The 17,446-nt window shown below is 53.5% G+C and carries 18 protein-coding genes; 10 read left to right on the plus strand and 8 right to left on the minus strand.

Annotated features, from left to right (window positions below):
- Positions 1–52: 52 nt before the first annotated feature.
- The 7 genes from BOW51_RS01330 to BOW51_RS01360 form a co-directional block, all read right to left on the minus strand.
- The gene (locus BOW51_RS01330; protein ID WP_078476075.1) at positions 53–301 is read right to left on the minus strand and encodes a hypothetical protein; all 249 of its coding nucleotides are present in this window, start codon (positions 299–301) and stop codon (positions 53–55) included.
- Between the two features lie 150 nt (positions 302–451).
- Positions 452–619: a 50S ribosomal protein L33 gene (rpmG, locus tag BOW51_RS01335; RefSeq protein WP_043118133.1), complete on the minus strand. Its 168-nt coding sequence runs from the start codon at positions 617–619 to the stop codon at positions 452–454.
- 12 nt (positions 620–631) lie between these two features.
- Complete coding sequence (rpmB, locus tag BOW51_RS01340; RefSeq protein ID WP_078476076.1) at positions 632–868, minus strand: 50S ribosomal protein L28; 237 nt, start codon at positions 866–868, stop codon at positions 632–634.
- 187 nt (positions 869–1,055) lie between these two features.
- Complete coding sequence (gene topA, locus BOW51_RS01345; RefSeq protein WP_078476077.1) at positions 1,056–3,350, minus strand: type I DNA topoisomerase; 2,295 nt, start codon at positions 3,348–3,350, stop codon at positions 1,056–1,058.
- Between the two features lie 139 nt (positions 3,351–3,489).
- Positions 3,490–3,969 (minus strand): Smg family protein, encoded by a 480-nt coding sequence (locus BOW51_RS01350; RefSeq protein WP_078476078.1) that lies wholly within the window; start codon positions 3,967–3,969, stop codon positions 3,490–3,492.
- Between the two features lie 47 nt (positions 3,970–4,016).
- The gene (dprA, locus tag BOW51_RS01355; protein WP_245828332.1) at positions 4,017–5,123 is read right to left on the minus strand and encodes a DNA-processing protein DprA; all 1,107 of its coding nucleotides are present in this window, start codon (positions 5,121–5,123) and stop codon (positions 4,017–4,019) included.
- Positions 5,124–5,150: 27 nt separating this feature from the next.
- Positions 5,151–6,086, minus strand: a complete 936-nt coding sequence (locus BOW51_RS01360; protein WP_078476080.1) for a hypothetical protein — start codon at positions 6,084–6,086, stop codon at positions 5,151–5,153.
- A gap of 169 nt (positions 6,087–6,255) precedes the next feature.
- Between BOW51_RS01360 and def the strand changes: the two genes are divergently transcribed.
- The 10 genes from def to BOW51_RS01410 all read left to right on the plus strand — a co-directional run bounded on the left by def (position 6,256) and on the right by BOW51_RS01410 (position 16,970).
- Positions 6,256–6,762 (plus strand): peptide deformylase, encoded by a 507-nt coding sequence (gene def, locus BOW51_RS01365; RefSeq protein WP_078476081.1) that lies wholly within the window; start codon positions 6,256–6,258, stop codon positions 6,760–6,762.
- Between the two features lie 13 nt (positions 6,763–6,775).
- A complete protein-coding gene (fmt, locus tag BOW51_RS01370) occupies positions 6,776–7,714 on the plus strand; it encodes a methionyl-tRNA formyltransferase (RefSeq protein WP_078476082.1) in 939 nt (312 codons plus the stop codon).
- Between the two features lie 7 nt (positions 7,715–7,721).
- On the plus strand, positions 7,722–9,020 hold the full coding sequence (gene rsmB / locus BOW51_RS01375) for a 16S rRNA (cytosine(967)-C(5))-methyltransferase RsmB (protein WP_167367206.1): 1,299 nt from the start codon (positions 7,722–7,724) through the stop codon (positions 9,018–9,020).
- Complete coding sequence (locus BOW51_RS01380; RefSeq protein ID WP_078476084.1) at positions 9,020–9,589, plus strand: DUF4390 domain-containing protein; 570 nt, start codon at positions 9,020–9,022, stop codon at positions 9,587–9,589. Before rsmB ends, BOW51_RS01380 begins: the two co-directional genes overlap by 1 nt.
- Positions 9,571–11,772 (plus strand): sensor histidine kinase, encoded by a 2,202-nt coding sequence (locus BOW51_RS01385; protein ID WP_078476085.1) that lies wholly within the window; start codon positions 9,571–9,573, stop codon positions 11,770–11,772. Before BOW51_RS01380 ends, BOW51_RS01385 begins: the two co-directional genes overlap by 19 nt.
- Before the next feature lie 32 nt (positions 11,773–11,804).
- Positions 11,805–13,175, plus strand: coding sequence for a sigma-54-dependent transcriptional regulator (locus BOW51_RS01390; RefSeq protein WP_078476086.1), 1,371 nt, complete (start codon positions 11,805–11,807; stop codon positions 13,173–13,175).
- Complete coding sequence (trkA, locus tag BOW51_RS01395) at positions 13,172–14,548, plus strand: Trk system potassium transporter TrkA (RefSeq protein WP_078476087.1); 1,377 nt, start codon at positions 13,172–13,174, stop codon at positions 14,546–14,548. Before BOW51_RS01390 ends, trkA begins: the two co-directional genes overlap by 4 nt.
- Positions 14,548–15,996, plus strand: a complete 1,449-nt coding sequence (locus BOW51_RS01400) for a TrkH family potassium uptake protein (protein ID WP_078476088.1) — start codon at positions 14,548–14,550, stop codon at positions 15,994–15,996. Before trkA ends, BOW51_RS01400 begins: the two co-directional genes overlap by 1 nt.
- A 67-nt stretch (positions 15,997–16,063) precedes the next feature.
- Positions 16,064–16,537 carry a hypothetical protein gene (locus BOW51_RS01405; RefSeq protein ID WP_078476089.1) on the plus strand — a complete coding sequence of 158 codons (474 nt, stop codon included), beginning with the start codon at positions 16,064–16,066 and terminating at the stop codon, positions 16,535–16,537.
- Between the two features lie 79 nt (positions 16,538–16,616).
- Complete coding sequence (locus tag BOW51_RS01410; protein WP_078476090.1) at positions 16,617–16,970, plus strand: hypothetical protein; 354 nt, start codon at positions 16,617–16,619, stop codon at positions 16,968–16,970.
- Between the two features lie 222 nt (positions 16,971–17,192).
- On the opposite strand, the gene BOW51_RS11545 is transcribed toward BOW51_RS01410, so the two are convergent.
- Positions 17,193–17,354 (minus strand): hypothetical protein, encoded by a 162-nt coding sequence (locus tag BOW51_RS11545; RefSeq protein WP_245828333.1) that lies wholly within the window; start codon positions 17,352–17,354, stop codon positions 17,193–17,195.
- Positions 17,355–17,446: the final 92 nt, after the last annotated feature.

Below are 17,446 nucleotides of genomic sequence, written 5' to 3' on the forward strand. Positions count from 1 at the left end.
CAATAAAGGCTGTCGAAGATCGAGTGTAAAAGGGCGACTTGGATGTCCCGTTTTACATCACGAGATCAAAGACACGCTTGAGGCGCTTCTTCAGTTCGGCATAATCGAGATAGAGGTGCAGCGGATAATCACCCAGTGAGGACTTGAGTTTTTCATAGCCCTCGGTGTCATTGTCCTGCCAGGCCTTTTCAGCGGCGAGGAAGGTTTCGCGCTGATCATCAAGCGTACCAGCCTGCAGCTGCAGCGGAATCAGGAGGAGCGTGATAAACAGGGCAGTGATGGATGTGCGCATAGAGATCATGTTGTGGAGGTCGAGTCATTTTGACAGCTGTTCAGGCTGATGGTTTCCACCGCATCTTTTTTTGCGCAGGTGGCCACGTGGCTATATGACATGCAATAAAAAACCCGCAAGCAGAGGCGCATGCGGGTTTCGAGAGGAGCAAGATGAAACTTACTTGATCTTGGCTTCCTTGTACATCACGTGCTGACGAGCACGGGGATCGAATTTCTTGATCTCCATCTTGCCAGTCATGTTGCGCTTGTTCTTGGTGGTGGTGTAGAAGTGACCGGTACCGGCACTTGAAACCAAACGGATTTTTTCACGAATCGCTTTAGCCATGCTATTGCTCCCTTAAACCTTTTCGCCGCGTTGACGGAGATCAGACAGAACGGCATCGATGCCTTTCTTGTCGATGATACGCATGCCCTTTGAAGAGATACGCAGACGAACCCAACGGTTCTCGCTCTCTACCCAGAAGCGATGGTTGTGCAGATTGGGCAAAAAGCGGCGCTTGGTCTTGTTGTGAGCGTGGGAAACGTTGTTTCCGCTGACCGGGCGCTTGCCTGTAACCTGGCAGACTTTTGACATTGTTCTAGCCTCAAATAAATTCTGTGTTTGCCTCTGTATTAACCATTTTCAGGGTTCGCCAGAGGCAATTCCGGCTCCACTTGGAGCAAAGAGGCGCAATTTATACCAGAGAGACGTGTCGACTTCAAGCCAAACTTGTCATTTTTGTCAATTTGCACCCGATGGAACCCCGGTGATCAGGGATGCCCTAATCGGCGTTTGCTGCCTCTTCGACTTCAACCGCCTCGGCGTATCCGCACTCCTTCTGCGGGCACACTTTTTCGGTGCCGCGCTTTTTGGTGGTTTTAAGCGTCAGCATGGGCCAGCCGCAGTCCGGGCAGGGCTCTTTCAGCGGTTCATTCCACACCGCATAATCGCATTTCGGGTAGGTCGAGCAAGAGTAGAAGACCTTTCCGCGGCGTGATTTGCGTTGCATCATGGTGCCTTTGTGGCACTGCGGGCATTCCACGCCTGTGTCGACCGGTTTCTCCAGCGGTTCGATGAAGCGGCACGCAGGGTAGCTGGAACAGCCGATGAACTTGCCATAGCGTCCCTGGCGAATAATCAGGTCCGATTCGCACTCGGGGCACTGACGACCTTCGACCTTTTCGGGTTCAGCGCGCTCGCCGCCGTCACCCATGTCGCGGGTATAGCTGCACTCGGGATAGTTTGAACAGCCGATAAATCGCCCGTTACGTCCCAGGCGGATGTTGAGTTCTTTACCGCATTCGGGGCAGGCCTCACCGGTCGGTTCCTGGGTGACGTCGGAACGCTTGACGTTCTCCCCGGTGTAATCGACTTTCTCCTTGAACGGCTTCCAGAACTTCTCCAGCAGTGGAATCCACTCTTCCTCGCCGCGTGAAACGGCATCGAGTTCGTCCTCGAGCTTCGCGGTGAAGTTGTAATCGACATAGTTGGTGAAGTAGTTGGTCAGGAATTTACTCACCACGCGACCGACATCGGTGGGGATGAAGCGCTTGCGATCCATTTCGACATATTCCCGGTCCTGCAGCGTCGAGATGATCGAGGCGTAGGTCGACGGGCGGCCAATACCATGCTCTTCCAGTGCCTTGACCAGGGTCGCTTCGTTATAGCGTGGTGGCGGTTCTGTGAAGTGCTGTTCGGGACGGATGAGCAGTAGCTTGATCTTTTCACCCTCTGTCAGCGGCGGCAGCATCTTTTCGTCATCTTTTGTCTTCGGCTGGTCGTCGGAACCTTCCATGTAGACGGCCATGAAGCCGGGCTTGGCAATGGTTGAGCCGCTGGCACGGAATACGCCTGCGTCTCCGGCACCGAGGTCAGCGGAGACAGTGTCGATGGTCGCGTGGATCATCTGGCAGGCGAGGGTGCGTTTCCAGATCAGGTCATAGAGCTTGAGTTGCTCTTTGCTCAGATGGGATGCGATCTCTTTCGGAGCAAAGCCGATGGAGGTGGGACGAATCGCCTCGTGCGCCTCCTGGGCGTTCTTTGACTTGGTCTTGAACGTGCGTGGCTCGGCAGGCATCTGGTCTTTGCCGTAATTGTCAGTGATGTACTCGCGAATCTCGCCGACAGCCTCTTCTGCAAGGTTGACCGAGTCGGTACGCATGTAAGAGATCAGTCCGACGGCGCCGTTGCCTATATCGATGCCTTCATAGAGCTGCTGGGCAACCTGCATGGTGCGCCTGGCGGTAAAGCCGAGTTTGCGCGACGCTTCCTGTTGCAGGGTTGAAGTGATGAAAGGCGGTGCCGGGTTGCGGCGGTGCTGTTTCTTTTCGACCTTGAGGATGTCGAGTTCACCGTTCGCAGCAGTCGAGAGTACCTTTTCAGCGGCACTGGCCTGCTCTTCGTTGGTGATGCTGAACTGCTCGACCTTTTCGCCATTGAGCTGCGACAGCTTGGCACTGAAGGCGTGCTTCTCCTTGTTCAGGTCTGCCTCGATGCTCCAGTACTCACGTGCAACGAAGGCTTCGATCTCCTCTTCGCGCTCGACAATCATGCGCAGCGCAGGGCTCTGCACGCGGCCGGCGGAGAGGCCGCGACGAATCTTTTTCCACAACAGGGGCGAGAGGTTGAAACCAACCAGGTAGTCGAGCGCACGACGTGCCTGCTGCGCATTGACCATCTCCATCGACAGATCGCGAGGATTGTCGACTGCGTCCTGCACCGCTTTCTTGGTGATTTCGTGGAACACCACCCGGTGGACTGGCTTCTCCTTGAGTACCTTGCGGCCCTTGAGGAGTTCATACAGGTGCCAGGAGATCGCTTCTCCCTCGCGATCCGGGTCAGTTGCGAGATAGAGGGCATCTGCCTTTTTGAGCTTGTCGACGATCGCCTTGACATGTTTGCTATTGCGTTCGATGACATCGTAGCGCATGGCAAATTCGTGTTCTGTATCGACGGCGCCCTCTTTCGGGATCAGGTCGCGTACATGACCATAGGAGGCCAGGACTTCAAAACCCTTGCCCAGATATTTTTTGATGGTTTTCGCCTTGGCTGGCGACTCCACGATGACCAGATTCATAAGATAAACGACCCGATGTCGGAAATTTTCTATTTTTTAGCAATAACGGCTGATGCTGTCCCGTGTCAAGCTTTTCCGGAAAAAACGTGAAATTGTGTTGATTTCGATAGCGGCGAGGATGCCGCTATCGAGCGGGTATTTAATGCAGGGCGTCGGGAATGCCATCGTAGATGAGGTCCTGCATGACATTGAATGCTGCTTCCTGTCCGGGCTGATTCATCAGTACCAGCAGGGCGATCCACTTGACGTCATCGGCATCGAGTTCGCCGCTTTCAAGCGCGGTGGCGCGTTCGATGACGAGTTCGCGGCTAATCGGATCGAGTACGCCATTCTGCTCGAGAAACAGCAGCATGCTGCGGGTTTCGAGATCAAGACGCTGCATCTCCTGCTCTGTGTAAATGCGCATGGAAACCTGCCTGGGATCAAAATTCCCGGACATGCTGCCCTGGCGCCACGCGAGCTCATCGAGCCAGTCGAATGCCTTGTTGATCTCGATCTGCTGGAAACCGGCATCAAGCAGTTGTTCCTGCATTATGATCTGGTCTGGCGGCACGGGTTGGTCGCCATCCATGTAGGTTTCGTAGATATAAATCAATACGTCGATGATGTTCTCATTCACGTTGATGATTCCGATGCGAAAGTTCGAAGAGCGAGAGAGTCTGTCCCTCAGTTAGGGCTGGATGCGATGCGACAGTAACGATTGCCAGGTAAGGATTCAACATAACCATTTAGCTCCAGTAATAACAGCATGGAGGAAACCACTTCAGCAGTCAATCCTGTTTTTTGTATGAGTTTGTCAACGCTTACCGGGTCATGCGCAATAAGATCGAGTAGCGCTTCATACTCCGGGTCAGGAAGTGATTCAGCAGTGTCGGTTTCAGCCCTGTTTTTATTCTCGTCAGTGCGGGTCCGGTCGATCAAGGGCGCGACTTCCTCGAGTATGTCCGCTGCATTTCCGACCAGTTTTGCACCCTGGCGAATGAGCTTGTGAGTACCCTTGGTGAGGGCATTGTGTATCGACCCCGGGATGGCAAATACTTCCCTGCCGGCCTCAGATCCAAGACGTGCTGTGATCAGGGATCCGCTCTTTTCTGCGGCCTCGACAACCAGGATGCCGAGAGAGAGCGCGGCGATAATGCGGTTGCGGCGCGGAAAATGTCCGGGATGCACCTGTGTGCCGGGTGGATGTTCGGTGATGATAAGTCCTTTTGCAGCAATTTCAACTGCAAGAGCATGATTGCCGGCGGGGTAAACACGGTCCGGACCTGTACCTGTCACGGCGATAGTGATGCCATCTGCATCGAGGGCTCCGCGGTGTGCAGCAGCGTCTATACCGGCAGCGAGCCCGCTGACAATACCGAGCCCCCTGGCTGCCAGGTCAGCAGAGAAGTCATGCGCGTTTTGAATGCCTCCACGGGTCGGTGTGCGACTGCCGACAATCGCCAGCAAGGGCTGTTTGAGAAGCGAAATGTCGCCCGTGTAGAAAAGTACAGCCGGTGGGTTGTCGCACTCTCCCAATAGCCGGGGGTAGTCGGGGCTGTCGCAGGTGAGCAGGCCATTTTCGAGTTGCGAGAGCCACGCGAGAGTCTGTTTGACCTGTGGGTCATCTGCACCGGGAATTTTATCCGCTATACGCTTTCCGGCAGCCTGGTTGAGGGAATCCGGTGGTGCTTGCAGGGCCGCCTGCAGTGAACCAAAGTGTGTAATCAGGCGCAGCAGGGTGGCACTCCCTGCACCCTTGGTGTGAATGAGCCTGGCCTGACTTGTGTGCAAATCCCTTGCTGTCAATTTTACTGCTTCCTAGTTAGTGACCAAATTGCCTACCAAGATGGAGCGTGAGGCGTTGGTAATCATGGCGAAACTGACTCTCTCGTGTGTCTGGAATACCAGCACATGTCCGATTGATTCCTGTGGCAGTGAGACTACTTCGACAGCAGTATCGACGTTGATGCCTCCCATGTTGCCTTGCTGGCCTTCATAACTCTCCAGGAACTCATTGTGTGGCGTATAGATAACCTGCGGACTGATTGGGTCTCCGCTAGTGGGGAGGGGTGGCGGTTTTGCATATTGGTCAACGACCTGGCGTGAACTGCTGTTGACAGCGAGAATATCGCCAGGTTTCAGGCCGTCTCTGCTACCACGGTCGATCACCACGACTTCGTAGTGGCTGGCCCTGATGACACCGTTAATCGTATCAATGACATGGCCGGCAACCCGGAGTTTGGGTGCTTTCGGATGTCCGACTCCCTTTGCATGAGCAGGTTTTCTCGCTGGAATCAGCAGATCACCACGCCGTGCTTCCACTTGAATCGACTCGATTCTCATGGTTTTGGGGTCGTCCCCACCAAGGTTCACAGCAGTTCCGATATGCGTTCCGGAGATGCCCAGTAGTTCACCGGTGTCGTGGTCGTGGTAGCTGTCATCAGGCCTGATGATGTCGTACTTACGTCCCCTGTATGAATTGAGTCCGCGCACGTAGATCAAATCCCCCGTGGTAGCCATCAGGGTGTCTTCCTCAATTCCCACGATGTAGGGTAGCTCTTCGATCTGGTCCTCTTGCAACAGGTGGAGTTTTGGTACGAAGGCCTTGAGCTGGTTAAAGTGCATGTGCGGGGTTTTCGGCGTGGTAACCGGGCGCATGCTAGCGCCGCTATCGGCTGCAGTGGCACATGAAAAGGTCAGTACTGCTGCCAGTAGCGACAGCGATGTGATGGTTCTGATGATGTCGTGATGCATACTTAAGTTCTCCAGGAACAACAGACCGCTGGAATATAGAGAAGATTTTCCCCTCTTTTTCCCATATCATCTGAAGTTTACAACAGTTATTGCCGATTCCGCGATAAAATCGGTATAAATTCAGTATGCGAAGGAAAACAGGTGAATCAACACCTGGTATGAATTAACCATGGCCAAACTAGAAATACTCCACTTTCCCGACGAGAGATTACGACGCTCTGCATCGCCTGTTGACGAGGTAAATGACGCTACTCGTCAGCTCGTCAGCGATCTGTTCGAGACTATGTACGACGCACCAGGCATTGGCCTGGCAGCAGTTCAGGTCAACGTTCTCAAGCGTGTCATCGTCATCGATATTACCGAGGACCATTCCCAACCGCTGGTTTTCATCAATCCCGAAATCTTTGAGAAAGAGGGTGAGGAAACCATGGATGAAGGGTGTCTTTCAGTACCCGGATACTATGAAGAAGTGACCCGTGCCGAGGAGATTCGGGTGCGCGCCCTGAACCAGCATGGCGAATCATTCGAGATGCATGCCGAGGGACTGCTTGCTGTGTGTATCCAGCACGAGGTTGATCACCTTGACGGAAAGCTGTTTGTTGACTATCTGTCGAGCCTGAAGCGTACGCGCATTCGTAAAAAACTCGAAAAGCAGAGCAGGCAGGCAACAGCCTGAGGGCAAATCAAACATGACAAGGCCACTGCGGATTATTTTTGCAGGGACACCCGATTTTTCGGTGCCTCCACTGCAGGCGCTGCTCGACTCGCTGCACCAGGTTGTCGCCGTATTGACCCAGCCGGACCGGCCGGCCGGGCGCGGACGCAAACTCACCCCGAGTCCTGTCAAGCAGCTTGCCGTTGAACAGGGTATAGAGGTTTTACAACCTTTGACGCTCAGGGATGAGGCGATTCAGTCGCAAATTGCCCGGCTTGATGCAGACCTGATGGTGGTTGTCGCCTACGGTCTGATACTTCCCCGCGAGGTGCTGGAGATGCCACGTCTCGGCTGTCTCAATATTCATGCCTCGCTGCTGCCGAGGTGGCGTGGTGCAGCGCCGATTCAGCGCGCTATTCTTGCCGGTGATGATGAAACCGGTGTTGCCATTATGCAAATGGCGGCAGGTTTGGATACTGGTCCGGTTTGGCACCTCAGGCGTATAGGAATCGGAGAAAAAGAGACCGGTGGTGAGCTCCATGACCGGCTCTCTGCACTTGGTGCGAAAGCCCTGATGGAGACTCTGCCGATGCTTGAATCGGGAGATGCATCTCCTGTTACCCAGTCGGATGACGGTGTTGTCTATGCCGACAAGCTCAGTAAAGAAGAGGGAGAGATCGAGTGGCAAATGTCGGCGCAATCGATCAGCCGCAAGGTGCGTGCATTCAATCCATGGCCGGTCGCATGGACAGGTTTTGACGGCAACAAACTGCGTGTCTGGCAAGGGCATGAGCAACCTGGTGATGCAGTCGGTGCAAGCGGTGAAGTGGTTGCGGCTGACAAGAACGGGATTGTCGTGCAATGCGGAAGCGGACAGCTGGTGATTGAGAGCCTGCAGTTGCCGGGCAAGCGCGCCATGTCGGCAGCCGATTTTCTCAATGCGCACAGTATTGTGGGTGCGCGTTTCGAATGAGGTTCAAATGAAACAGGGCGCACGTTCAGTTGCTGCACGCGTGATCCAGGATGTTGCCAACGGACGCGCGCTGGATTCCGCGCTTGAAGATCGAAGCAGTGATGTCAGCGACAACGAGCGCGCACTGGTGGCGGAAATGGCCTATGGTGTGTGCCGCTGGCATTTGCAACTGGACGCGATGCTGGATCAGTTACTCGACAAGCGACTCAAGAGCAGCAAGCAGCTGGTTGAGCAGTTGCTCAAGCTTGGCCTCTACCAACTCTTTCACATGCGTATTCCTGCTCATGCTGCCGTCGATGAAACCGTCAAGGCATCTGTGCAGTTGAAACAGAAGTGGGCAACCCGGCTTGTCAATGCCATCCTCAGGCGGGCGCAGCGTGAACAGCAGGAGATTCTTGCGAAGCTGGATGCTGATCCCGTGGTCGCATCCGGACTCCCCAAATGGATCTATCGCAGTTTGTCAGAGCACTATCCTGAACAGTTACAGGCAATCGGCAAAGCACTTCTGCAACGCCCGCCGATGACCTTGCGAATTAATTCCAGGCTGACGACAGTCACAGACTATGCTGAATCTCTTGTCAGGGCAGGCATGACAAGCAGGCCTGTGGCGGATGTTCCGCAAGCACTGGTTCTCGATCAGCCGGTTAGCGTGGATAAGTTGCCCGGCTTCGAAAAAGGGCTGGTTTCAGTGCAGGATGCAGGCGCCCAGCTGGCGGCGCTCTTTCTCGATCCGCAACCGGGAGATGCAATTCTTGACGCCTGTGCAGCACCCGGCGGCAAGAGCTGCCACCTGCTTGAACTTCAACCTGTATGCATCCTGACAGCGGTTGACGTGGAGCAGAAGCGCCTGCAGCTGATACATGACAATCTGCAGCGTCTCGGTCTTGAAGCCGATGTGCTGCAACTCGATATGTCAGAACCCGGCAATCAGCTTCCTGATGAGGGGTTTGACAGGATTCTGCTTGATGTGCCCTGTTCGGCAACCGGCGTCATGCGCCGCCATCCTGACATACGCCTGTTGCGCCGTGAGTCTGACATTGCCCCGATGATCATGTTGCAGGCAAAAATTCTTCGTCACGCATGGGACCTGTTGCGCCCCGGTGGCAGATTGCTCTATGCAACCTGTTCATTGCTTGCCGGGGAGAATTGGCAGCAGGTCTCCGCGTTCATTGATGACACGCCGGATGCCGGGATGGTGCGGCTCTCACATCCGGCAGGCATTGAGTGGTCACATGGAGTACAGATACTGCCGGGCAACTCAAGCATGGATGGTTTCTATTACGCATTGATGGAGAAGCGCGGGTGATGCGCCTGCTGCCCCTGTTGCTTTGCCTCTTCGCTGCAGGCTGTTTTAACGCAAGTGACAGCAAGGGAGTTGAGATCACGGCAGTGCATAGCTGGAACCAGGGTGATGGGGGCTACTTTACTGATCTTGATATCAGTTACACTCTCTCTGATGTCGTAATCGAGGCGCTTGACCGGGGTGTACCGCTGGTGTTTCTCCTCAAGATTGATATTCGTGACAGACAGGCATCCTGGTTTGACAGGGGCAAGCAGATCAAACGGATCTTCCGGGCCAGGTACAGGCCGCTATCGAATATTTACGAGGTGGAGACGTTTACCAATACCAGTGCTGAATCAACAACCGGATTGGAGCGCTTCGTGACAAAACATGCTTTGTTTGGCTACCTGGGGGAGCTACGCGAAATCCCGGTCGTCGGGCACAGCGAGTTGTTGCCAGGGCATGACTATGTCATTGCTGCAAGCATCAAGCTGGATATAGAGAGTCTGCCATTGCCGATGCGCCCCAGGGCCTACCTGTCATCGCAATGGCATCAGCAGAGTGGATGGAGTGAATGGTCGCTGAATCAATAAACAGGCTCAAATTGCGCGCTGCCTACGCCGGATTTCTGATGCTGCTGCTGCTGGTGACACTGCACCTGATGAGCAATGCAGTTCAGAACTCGGCAACACTCAGTAAGCTCTATATTCCTCTGCTTATCGTTTCTGTCAGCGGGCTTTTTGTTCTCCTTGGGCTCGTATTCCTGAATCTCTACAGGCTTTTCAGAGCTTACCGCGATGGAGTGCCTGGTGCGCGCATGACCGTGCGCATGGTCAGCTTTTTTACAACCCTGTCACTGATTCCTGTATTGGTGGTTTTCTATTATTCGATGCAGTTTTTGCGCCAGGGTATCGATAGCTGGTTCGATATTGAGATTGAAACCACGATGAGCGATGCACTGACACTTGGCAAGGCATCGCTTAATCTTGAAAAGAGCCGCCTGCTGAACCAGACACGTGCAATCAGTCGGGAACTGGTCACTGTTGCTGACGGCAGGTTACTTGGCCAGATTGGCCTCCTGCACGAGAGTAGCGGGGCGACCGAATTAACACTCATGGATGAAAACGGCCTGGTGATTTTGTCACGTAACCAGGATCCCAGTGTCGTGGTTGCTGATACACCAGGCACCTCGATACTCCAGCAAGTCAGAGAGAGTGGTTCGTTTGTCGGGATTATTCCCTATGGCATTGATGAGCAGTTGCATTTGCGTATCGTGGTCGCGGACCTCGCTGCAACGAGGGTCGTGCAGGCGTTGTTCCCTACCAGCGAACGTGTCACCCTGCTAAGTGAGAAAGTTGAAGAGTCCTACGAGGAGTACCTGCGTCTTACCTACCTGCGCGATCAGTTGCAATTCGGTTTTACGATAACGCTGGTGCTGGTATTGTTGTTTGCCGTGTTCGGTGCCTTGTGGGGTGCTATCTACTCGGCACGCAAACTCCTGTCGCCAATTGTTAACCTCGCTGAGGCGACTGAACAGGTTGCTGCCGGAGACTACAGCACACGTCTCCCCCTTGCATCACATGCAGATGAGCTTGGTTTTCTGGTCTCATCGTTCAATGAGATGACAAGGCGCATCAGCCAGGCACGCGATGATGCTGCGAATAGCCAGCGCCAGGTTGAGTCACAGCGTACGTACCTGCAGACCTTGTTGGAACATCTGACCACGGGCGTACTGACATTCGACTGCGAGAGGAGGTTGAGGACGGCGAACAGCGCCGCGAGCCAGGTTCTTGACGTGCAGATGGATCGATGTCTGGAAATGACGCTCGAAGAGATTGCGGCAGGTGAAACCAGGTTGGCGGCATTTTTCGGTGCAGTTGAAGGAGCTGGCCTGGAGCGTGAACACCAGGTGGTTATTGATACTGGTACCGGTTACAGAACGCTACGCTGGCGAGTGACGCCACTCGCGAGTGAGTGTGGTGACGAAGGAGGTATTGTCTTGATGTTTGATGACGTGACCGATTTGATTCAGGCCCAGCGTGATGCTGCCTGGAGCGAGGTGGCGCGACGACTGGCTCATGAGATCAAGAATCCACTGACACCCATTCAGCTTTCCGCGGAACGTCTCAGGCGAAAGTATATGCCATTGCTTGAAGATGAACAGAAAGATGTGCTCGAACGGGCAACCCATACAATCGTGCAACAGGTCGATGCCATGAAGCAGATGGTGAATGCCTTCTCCGACTACGCAAAACCTTCGCAAATTGATATGCAGGCCCGGCCGCTGGAGTTTGACGGCCTGTTGCGCGAGGTTGTGACTCTCTACGGCTCGAGTCCGACTTGTCGTGTGAGTGCGGACTATGGAGCGGGAGCTGCATTGCTGCATGCTGATCCGGTGAAGATGAGGCAGGTATTTCATAATCTGCTGAAAAATGCCCAGGAAGCTGTCGCAGGTCGGGATGACGGCTGTGTAGAGATCAATAGTGCCGCTGTTGATGGGGACGGGTATCATTACATCGAACTGTTGGTGACAGATAACGGCAGCGGTTTTGATGCTGACCTGATGGAAAGGATTTTCGATCCCTATGTGACAACCAAGGAGGGTGGCACCGGGCTTGGCCTGGCAATCGTAAAAAAGATTGTTGAAGAGCATAATGGTGGTATCTGGCTGGTGGACAGGCGACAGCAGGGTGCGCAGATTATTGTACGCCTTCCCGTGTGGCAGGAGGGAGATGTCTATGATGCCGTTCCAGCGCCTGATGTCAGCACTGAATAAATAAAACGACAGAACCAATTGGTAATAACAAAATGAAGAGTTCCTACATTCTGGTTGTAGATGATGAACCGGATATTCGCGAAACGGTCAAAGAGATCCTTGAGGATGAAGGCTACCTTGTCGCAACAGCCAAAAATGCCGATGAGGCGCGTCACCACTTCAGGGAGCATCTTCCTGATGCAGTGCTGCTTGATATCTGGATGCCGGATACAGACGGAATAACACTCCTTAAGGAGTGGTCGGAGATGAGCGGTGGCAAGCTGCCGAGTCCGGTTGTGATGATGTCCGGACACGGTACCGTGGAGACGGCTGTCGAAGCGACACGTCTTGGTGCCTACGACTTTCTTGAGAAGCCCCTGGGTATTGCCAAGCTGTTGCTGACGCTTGAACGCGCACTGCAGAGCAGTCGTCTGCAGCTGCAGGCAAATGACTCGCTGCATGCAGCGCCATTCATCGAACCTACCGGCAGTAGCCAGGCGATAACGCGCCTCAGAGAGCAGGTGAAACGAATTGCCCAACATGACAGCTGGGTATTGATGAGTGGCGAGGCCGGCAGCGGACGAGAAACTTTTGCTCGCTATATTCATGCGAATTGCACTCGTGCCGAGAGGCCTTTCGTGCATGTTGCTGTCTCATCGATTGAGGCGGGCAATGCGGCCCTGGAGCTTTTTGGCCGCGAAGAGGGGCAGAAGATTGATTACGGCCGACTCGAGCAGGCCAGGGGTGGAACCCTTTTCCTGGATGAGGTTGCCGACATGGATGCTGATGTCCAGAAGCGCCTGGTCGGCGCGCTTGATACAGGCTCCTTTCTGCGTGTTGGTGGTAGTGAGCCGGTGCATCTCGATGTGCGTATCATCGCTGCGACACAGAAAAATCTCGAGGATGAGGTCAACGAGGGGCGTTTTCGTGAGGATCTCTTTTTCCAGCTTAACGTAGTGCCTGTTGTCATCCCGCCGCTGCGTGAGCATGAGGATGATGTGATCGAGCTGCTGAACTTTTATGTTGATCACTATTCATCACGTGAGCGGCTTCCCTATCGTCGTTTCGATACAGCTGCACAAAACTACCTGCGCCAGTATCAGTGGCCGGGAAATGTGCGCGAATTGAAAAACCTGGTGCAGCGTCTATTGATTGTCGGTGGCGATGAGGAGATCGAGGTTAGTGAGGTTGAGAGTGCGATTGGCATATTGTCATCTAGCGGGCAAAGCGCTGGTATCTCAATCAGTTTCGATCAGCCATTGCGTGAAGCACGAGAGGATTTCGAGCGTGCCTATTTTATCTACCAGATGGGCAAGCATGATCGTAACGTAACGCAGATGGCGGAGGAGGCGGGTATCGAGAGAACGCATCTCTATCGCAAGCTGAAATCTCTCGACATCGATGTGAAGGCCAAGCGCAAATGAAAATCGTCATTCTGGGAGCTGGGCAGGTTGGCAAGTCAGTGGCTGCAACCCTGGCCGGCGAGCATAATGATATTACCGTCGTTGACCAGGACTCAAAACGCCTGGAGTCTTTGCAGGGGCGCTACGACCTGCGTACCGTGCTTGGGTATGCTTCGTATCCCGATATCCTTACGCAAAGCGGTCTTGAAGACGCAGATATGCTGATCGCGGTTACCCAGAGTGACGAGATCAACATGGCAGCCTGCCAGATCGCCTGGAACATGTTCAGGACACCGAGAAAAATCGCACGTGTTCGTGCTCCCGAGTATCTGACCAGCCAGGAATTATTTAGCAATGAGGCGATCCCGATCGATGTCCTCATCTCTCCGGAGCAGTTGGTTACAGACTCGATTATCCGTTTGATTCAGAATCCCGGTGCCTTGCAGGTGGTTGATTTTGCCAAGGGTAAAGCGCGCATGGTGGGCGTCAAGGCGTACCATGGCGGACCACTCGTGGGGCATGAGTTACGCGAATTGAATGAGCATCTCCCCGGCGTCCATGAGGCACGAGTTGCTGCAATCTACCGTGATGACCGCTCGTTTTCCCCGAATGGCAGTACTGTTATTGAGGCGGATGATGAGCTCTTCTTTATTGCTGCCTCGGAAAATATCAAGGCCGTGGTGGGTGAACTGAGGCGTACCGAGAAAGCGGTGCGCCGCCTGATTATCGCCGGCGGCGGGAATATCGGTCGTCGTCTCGCGATTGCGCTTCAAAAGGACTACAACGTCAAGTTGATCGAACGCGACCACAATCGTGCCCGCATGGTTGCAGAGGAGTTGACCGATACAATTGTCTTGACGGGAGATATCTCGGATGAGGAACTCCTTCTGGAAGAGAATATCGAGAACACGGACGCCTTTGTCGCCGTAACCAATGATGAAGAGGCCAACGTGCTCTCGTCGATGCTGGCCAAACAGCTTGGTGCTCGCAAGGTGATGGCGCTGATCAATCGCGCTTCTTACGTTGACCTGGTGCAGAGTGGCCCAATCGATATTGCGATTTCCCCTCAACAGGCGACTATTGGTTCTCTGTTGACCTATATCCGCCGTGGTGATGTTGCCGTGGTGCATGCGCTGCGGCATGGCGCTGCAGAGGCGATCGAGGCTGTCGCTCATGGCGATAAGAGTTCATCGAAGGTTGTCGGACGCCAGGTCGACGAGATCAAGTTGCCCCAGGGAGCGAATATCGGTGCAATCGTACGTGGAGATGATGTTCTGATGGCGCACCACGATACGGTCATCGAGGCGGATGACCACGTCATCATATTCCTGATGGATAAGGGCAGGGTCAAAGAGGTCGAACGCCTTTTCCAGGTCGGCATCGGTTTTATCTGATGAAGTTCAGTAGTATTCAACGCATTCTCGGCATGCTGATGATGATCTTCAGCTTTACCCTGTTGCCGCCGGTGATGGTCTCCCTGATATACCAGGACCATGCTGCAAAGGGTTTTCTTATCGCCTTTTTTGTTACTGTGACAGTCGGACTGCTTGCCTGGTTGCCGGTGCGGAATATTCGCCACGAACTGCGTCTGCAGGATGGATTTGTCATCGTAGCACTATTCTGGGGTGTACTCAGTCTGATCGGTTCACTGCCTTTCATGCTCTCAGAGCAGCCGCACATGTCACTGACGGACTCCTTCTTTGAATCCATATCGGGGCTGACCACGACTGGTGCGACAGTCATAACCAATCTCGACGAAATGCCGAAAACGATTCTGTTCTACCGTCAGCAGCTGCAGTGGCTGGGTGGCATGGGAATCATCGTACTCGCCGTCGCCGTCCTGCCAATGCTGCGTATTGGTGGTATGCAGTTATACAAGGCCGAAACCCCGGGCCCCATGAAAGATACCAAGCTGACGCCACGTATTACCGAGACGGCCAAGGCACTATGGATCATCTATCTCTCCCTGACGATCGTCTGTGCTGTAGCTTACTGGCTTGCCGGTATGACGCTGTTCGATGCTATCGGCCATGCCTTTTCCACTATCGCTATCGGTGGTTTTTCAACCCATGATGCGAGCATGGGCTTCTTCGAAAACCCACTCATTCACCTGATCGCCATCGTCTTTATGTATATTGCGGGGATTAACTTTGCGCTCCATTTCATGGCGTACAGAGGTAAGACACTGCGTGACTACTGGCATGACAGCGAGTTCAGGTTGTACTCGGGAATCCTGCTTTTTGCGAGTATCGCGGTGGTTGCCTTTCTCTATTTTTCCGGCATCTACAACGGCAAGGAGTCGATTATCAAGGGGGTCTTTCAGCTGGTCTCCTTTGCCACGACATCGGGTTTTACCACGGCGGACTTCAACCAGTGGCCGGGTTTTGTTGCGATTCTTCTGCTCTTTACCAGTTTTGTCGGCGCATGCGCGGGTTCGACCGGTGGTGGTATCAAGGCCATCCGTGTGTTGCTGCTCATCAAGCAGGGGGCCCGGGAAGTGAAACGCTTGATACACCCCTCGGCACAAATTCCGGTGCGTGTTGGCGACAAGGTGATTTCTCCAAGGGTCATCGACGCCGTGTGGGGTTTTTTTGCGCTCTATGTTGCAAGCTACACCGTCATGTATCTTGCTCTTGCAGCTACCGGGCTGGATTTGATGACGGCTTTCTCATCAGTCGCTGCAGCAATGAACAACCTGGGCCCCGGATTGGGAGCCGTGTCGAGCAATTATGCTTCTATCAATGATCCTGCAAAGTGGATTCTCTGCTTTGGCATGCTGCTTGGGCGTCTCGAAATATTTACCCTGCTCGTGCTCTTGAGTCCTGGTTTCTGGCGACGTTAAACACAAGATTATTTCTGCTATTCACCTTGCATTTGAATTGGTATTTGCTAAGATACTGATATAGGTCATGGTTTATCCTGCTTATACAGCTATAGAGTGGTATCTCATGATCTGTTCGAAGAGTAGTGGCGGTGTTGCCGTCTACTGTTTTGTTGTGGCGTTGTTGACTGTGGAATTGGCGTTTGCCGCTGACCCGTTCGATAGCGAATGTGATCTGACACTGCTATCACAAGTTGAGTTGTACAGTGATATACATGCAGGCCAGTTGATTGATTTGCGGCCGGATTTTGCGCCGGAATCAAAATCAACGAATTCTGCACAAAAGTTCAGGGAAGCGCTTGCAGGCCTGGGCTACATATTAACCGGCGATATCGATCGGCTCGATCACCTGAGTCGTCCACCTGATCAGCCGTGTGATGTGCATTCAGATATCGGCTATGACACGAAACTGAATGACAGCTTGCTGTTCAAGGCACAAAAGAGGGAAGGCGAAAAGACAAGGTGGTACCTTTTCGACAGTAATATTGATGAGTGGCACTGAACCTGGCCGACTCTACGGCTGGCAGGTTATAAACAGAAAGCATTATTGCTTTATTTATTTGTAATAGTGGGAGAACCTTATGAACAAAAACATTTTACTTGCGGTTGTAACCGCTGCAATGCTGGCATTCAGTACGTCTGCATCAGCATTCTTCTGGGATAATGATGACGACTGGGATGAGCCATGGGATGACAATGATTGGCCAGAATTCACTCCAATGTACTGGATGGAAGAGTTTGCCGACGAGATGGACGATGATGACGACGACTACTATCGTTACGGTCCTCGCGGCGGCTATGGCCCATATGGCGGCGGCTACTATGGTGGTCCACGTCCATACTATGGCGGTGATTATGCTCCACGTCCTTATCCACCACGTGGCTACTATCCGCAGAATCCGTATCCACAGCAGCCATACCAGTATCCTCAGTAGGCTCCAGTACAGCAGGCACCTGTTCCACAGCAGTAATTTAGTTACTGCCTGACTGGTTGAAAACCCCGGGTTAGCCCCGGGGTTTTTTTATGCCTGGAAAAAATTACAAGTTATGTTGCGAGGTTGGTGAACCAGGTGATGCTTTGCTTTCACCTTTCACCTTTCACCTTTCACCTTTCACCTTTCACCTGGGGGCCCAAAAGAGGCAGGGTTGTGCCGGTCTTATTTGCTTGCGATCTCCTCAAGTTGCTTCGCCTTTATAATCTGGCCATCCAGCGCGGCATCTTTGGCAGAACGACCGTAGGCGATACCGATCAACTGGCTGTAGTAAACAACCGGCATGTTGAACTTGGTGCCATGCCATGCCATGCCATGCCATGCCATGCCTTGCGTTGATCTGATCCTGGTAGATTTCCACGTTCACCTGGCACAGGGGGCAGGGAGTGGCAATCATGTCAGCGCCGTGATCGTAGGCC

This window comes from Solemya elarraichensis gill symbiont (assembly GCF_002021095.1).
In the GTDB taxonomy this organism is placed as follows: Bacteria; Pseudomonadota; Gammaproteobacteria; order Chromatiales; family Chromatiaceae.